Source organism: Terrisporobacter muris (genome assembly GCF_024621905.1).
Lineage (GTDB): Bacteria > Bacillota > Clostridia > Peptostreptococcales > Peptostreptococcaceae > Terrisporobacter > Terrisporobacter muris.
This window is the reverse complement of sequence record NZ_JANKBY010000294.1, coordinates 1-4789: the sequence shown is the minus strand read 5'-3', so window position 1 is coordinate 4789 and position 4789 is coordinate 1. Positions and strand designations below refer to the sequence as shown.

2 protein-coding genes and 1 pseudogene are annotated in these 4789 nt (G+C 31.5%); all 3 read left to right on the top strand.

Annotated features, from left to right (window positions below; all coding sequences use genetic code 11):
• Positions 1–148 precede the first annotated feature (148 nt).
• The 3 genes and pseudogenes from eno to NSA58_RS16385 all read left to right on the top strand — a co-directional run bounded on the left by eno (position 149) and on the right by NSA58_RS16385 (position 4396).
• Complete coding sequence (eno, locus tag NSA58_RS16395; RefSeq protein ID WP_039679221.1) at positions 149–1441, top strand: phosphopyruvate hydratase; 1293 nt, start codon at positions 149–151, stop codon at positions 1439–1441.
• 247 nt (positions 1442–1688) lie between these two features.
• Positions 1689–3089, top strand: a pseudogene (pyk, locus tag NSA58_RS16390) (pyruvate kinase); the annotation flags it as partial.
• Positions 3090–3241: 152 nt separating this feature from the next.
• Positions 3242–4396, top strand: coding sequence for a glycerate kinase family protein (locus tag NSA58_RS16385; RefSeq protein ID WP_039679223.1), 1155 nt, complete (start codon positions 3242–3244; stop codon positions 4394–4396).
• Positions 4397–4789 lie beyond the last annotated feature (393 nt).

Below are 4789 nucleotides of genomic sequence, written 5' to 3'. Positions count from 1 at the left end.
GATCTATTTATAATAAATAATTTAAAAAGGGATAATTAAGAAATTTATGGCTTACCCATCAATAAGTATAATAAATTTTAAATTACACATTTTAAATTTGAAGTTATAAGTTAGCAAATAAATTTTTCAAATTGAAGGGAGAAATACCATGTCAGTAATAGAATCAGTATACGCAAGAGAAGTCTTAGACTCAAGAGGAAACCCAACTGTAGAAGTTGAAGTAGTATTAGAATCAGGAGCAGAAGGTAGAGCAATAGTTCCATCTGGAGCATCTACAGGAGCTTTCGAAGCTGTTGAATTAAGAGACGGTGACAAAGGAAGATACTTAGGAAAAGGAACTCAAACTGCTGTTGATAACGTAAACAACATAATAGCTGAAGAATTAGAAGGAATGGAATCTACTGATCAACCAGGAATAGATGCATTATTAATAGAATTAGACGGAACTCACAACAAAGGTAAATTAGGAGCTAATGCAATATTAGGTGTTTCTATGGCTGTTGCTAGAGCATCTGCTGAAGAATTAGGATTACCATTATTCCAATACATAGGTGGAGTTAATGCTAAACAATTACCAGTTCCAATGATGAACATATTAAATGGTGGAGAACATGCTGATAATAACGTTGACGTTCAAGAATTCATGATATTACCAGTTGGAGCTCCTTCATTCAAAGAAGGTTTAAGAATGGGTGCAGAAGTATTCCATTCATTAAAGAAAGTTCTTGGAGAAAAAGGATTAGCTTGTGGGGTAGGTGACGAAGGTGGATTCGCTCCAAACTTAGGATCAAATAGAGAAGCATTAGAATTAATAGTTGATGCTATAGCTAAAGCTGGATATGAGCCAGGAAAAGACGTTATGTTAGGACTAGACGTTGCTGCTACAGAAATGTACAACAAAGAAACTAAAAAATATGTTTTAGCTGGAGAAGGAAAAGAATTAACAGCTGAGCAAATGGTTGAATTATATGAAGATTGGGCTAACAACTTCCCAATAATAACTATAGAAGATGGATTAGACGAAGAAGATTGGGATGGATGGAAAGTTCTTACTGAAAGATTAGGAAATAAATTACAATTAGTAGGAGACGACTTATTCGTTACTAACACTGAAAGACTTGAAAGAGGTATAGAAGCTGGTGTTGCTAACTCTATATTAATAAAAGTTAACCAAATAGGTACTATAACTGAAACTTTAGATGCTATAGAAATGGCTAAGAGAGCTGGATACACTGCAGTAATATCTCATAGATCAGGAGAAACTGAAGATACTACTATAGCTGACTTAGCTGTAGCTGTAAATGCAGGACAAATAAAAACTGGTGCTCCATCAAGAACTGATAGAGTTGCTAAATACAACCAATTATTAAGAATAGAAGAAATGGTTGGAGACTGTGCAAGATACTGTGGATTAAACTCTTTCTACAACTTAAAAAAATAGTTTGAAAGTAAATAAAGTTTAATTGATAAGACTTTAATATAAAAAATCCTAGTCGTTGTAGTATTATTGTTGGACTACTGACTAGGATTTTTTTAAATATAAAATACCATTACTGCCAATAATGGTATTTAATTTAAAATATGTTTGAAGTAAATTTTAATATAACACAATAAAATAAACAACACTATTTATTATACACTAAAACATATAAAAAGTGTGTATTAAATAACAAGAGGGAGAGCAAATCATGATAAACAACATAAAAAGAACTAAAATTGTCTGTACATTAGGGCCAGCTAGTGAAAAAGAAGAAGTATTAAGAGAGCTTATGAAAAGTGGATTAAATGTGTGTAGAATGAACTTCTCGCATGGATCTCATGAGGAACATAAAGGAAGAATGGATCTAGTTAAAAAATTAAGAGAAGAATTAGGTCAACCTACTGCTATACTTTTAGATACTAAAGGACCAGAAATAAGAACAGGACAATTTGATGTACCAGAAGTTTTTTTAGAAGAAGGACAAACTTTCACAGTAACAATGAAAGATGTTATGGGGAATAAAGATATGTGTACAGTAAGTTACAAAGGTTTAGCAAATGATGTTAAAGCAGGAGACACTATATTAATAGATGATGGTCTAGTAGGGCTTACTGTTAAAGAGATAAATGGAGATGATATAGTTTGTGAAGTTCAAAACTCAGGAATAGTTAAAAACCACAAAGGGGTTAACGTGCCAGGAGTTAAAGTAAATCTTCCAGCTATAACTGAAAAAGATAGAAGTGATATAGAGTTTGGGATAGAGCAAGGAATAGATTTTATAGCAGCATCTTTCGTAAGAAAAGTATCTGATGTACTTGCTATAAGAGAAATATTAGAAGAAAACAATGCTGATCATATAAAAATAATATCTAAAATAGAAAATCAAGAAGGTGTAGATAATTTAGATGAAATAATAGCGGTTTCTGATGGAATAATGGTAGCTAGGGGAGACCTTGGAGTTGAAATACCAACAGAAGAAATACCAGTTGTTCAAAAGCTAATGATTAAAAAATGTAACGAAGCTGGAAAACCAGTTATAACAGCTACTCAAATGCTTGACTCTATGATGAGAAATCCAAGACCAACTAGAGCAGAAGTTACAGACGTTGCAAATGCTATATACGATGGAACAGATGCAATAATGTTATCAGGAGAAACTGCTGCAGGTAAATATCCAGTGGAAGCGGTAAGAACTATGGCTACAATAGCTAAAAGAGCAGAAGAAACAATGAAAAATAAAAGAGATATGATAAATAAATCTAAGAATGTTACAGATGCTATAAGTTATGCAACTTGTACAACTGCTATGGATTTAGAAGCAAGAGCAATACTTAGTTCAACTTCTTCAGGACACACTGCAAGAATGGTATCTAAATTCAGACCAGACTGCACAATAATAGCAACAACTAGTCATGAAAGTGTTAGAAGACAATTATCTTTAACTTGGGGTGTACTTCCAGTTATAAGAGAAAAGTCAACAAATACGGATCAAGTTATAGTAAATTCTATAGAGGCAGCTAAAGCAGCTAACTACGTAAGCGAAAATGATGTAGTAGTTATAACTGCTGGTGGTAATGGAACTACTAACTTAATAAAAGTAGAAACAGTTTAATAAAAACCTTAAAAATAAAAATTTAACCTTAAATTAATAAAAATCCTAGTCAATAATAGTAAAATTTACTTTATGGCTAGGATTTTTTGTTATTATGAAAAATATAGTATATTTAATAATATATAATATTAGTAGGAGGTAATATACTTATGAAAATTGTAATTGCCATAGATTCTTTTAAGGGAAGTTTAAGTTCAATAGAAGCAGCTAATGCTATAAAAAAAGGAATAGAAAATTCTAAACTTGATGCACATATAGAAATAAAACCGTTGGCAGATGGTGGAGAAGGTACAGTTGATGCCTTAGTAGATGGAATGAATGGAAGAAGAAAAGTTGTAAAGGTCTGTGGTCCAGCTACAAAGTTAGTTGAAGCAACTTATGGCATATTAGATGATAATAAAACGGCAATTATGGAAATAGCTCAAGCAGCGGGAATTACTCAAGTTTCAGGAGAAGAAAAAAATCCTTTAAAAACTACAACTTACGGAGTTGGACAAATAATAAAAGCTGCCATAGATGAAGGGTGTAGAAACTTCATAATGGGAATTGGAGGAAGTGCTACAAATGATGCAGGAGTAGGTATGCTTCAAGCCTTAGGATTTAAATTTTATGATGAAAATAATAGCTTAGTTAATTTAGGTGGGAAAGTATTAAACCAAATAAAAAGAATAGATGATAGTGGAAAATTAAAAGAATTAGATGAATGTAACTTTAAAATTGCTTGTGATGTAAATAATCCTTTATTTGGATTAAATGGAGCGGCACATATATATGGTCCACAAAAAGGAGCTACACCAGAGATAGTTGATGAGTTAGATAAAGGGCTTAAAAATTTTGCTGAAATAGTAAAAAGAGATTTAAATAAGGATTTAGCGAACACACCTGGAGCAGGAGCAGCAGGAGGATTAGGATATGGATTTTTAACATTCTTAAATTCAAAATTAGAGTCTGGAATAAAAATAATATTAGATGAAATTAAATTAGAAGAATCAGTAAAAGATGCTGATATAGTTGTAACTGGTGAAGGAAGGTTGGATAATCAAACTGCCATGGGTAAAGCACCTATTGGAGTTGCAAAACTAGCTAAGAAGTATGGCGCCAAGGTTATAGCAATAGCAGGGTGTACAACAGATGATGCCATAACATGTAATGAAGAAGGAATTGATGCATTTTTTTCAATAGTTAACACAGCAATTACTTTAAAAGAAGCTATGGACCATAAAAATGCAGAAAACAATATAATTAATACTTCTACACAAATTTTTAATCTTGTAAAAATTTTAAGCAAAAATGAAATTTTATAATAAATCATATTAAAAATAGCAACTATGTTATATAGTTGCTATTTTTATATTAAATTTAATAATCTTTATGCTTTTTCTTTTGCTGTCTTAAGGAAAATCTTAGTTCTTCGGCTTGCTCTTTGCTTAATTTTGATTGTTTTTTCCAATATCACTTTCAAATGCACCTACCCTAAAAGGATTCTCAAATAATAGAGTGAAACTTCCACTAACTTTGTCCATAATAAATTCCTTCTGTTTTGTTTATTACAAGAGAGTGGGCAACCCCAGGATGTCAGGTTACTTCTATTTTTCAATAGGTCTGTACTATCAGCCAGACTGTGTTTTTATCTCTTACCTATATTATATCAATATTAAAAATTATAGATATACTAAGAAAATATAAATTTAATATAA

Coding starts and splice junctions, on each gene's coding strand:
- eno (WP_039679221.1), top strand. CDS start 149: ATGTCAGTAATAGAATCAGTATACGCAAGAGAAGTCTTAGACTCAAGA.
- NSA58_RS16385 (WP_039679223.1), top strand. CDS start 3,242: ATGAAAATTGTAATTGCCATAGATTCTTTTAAGGGAAGTTTAAGTTCA.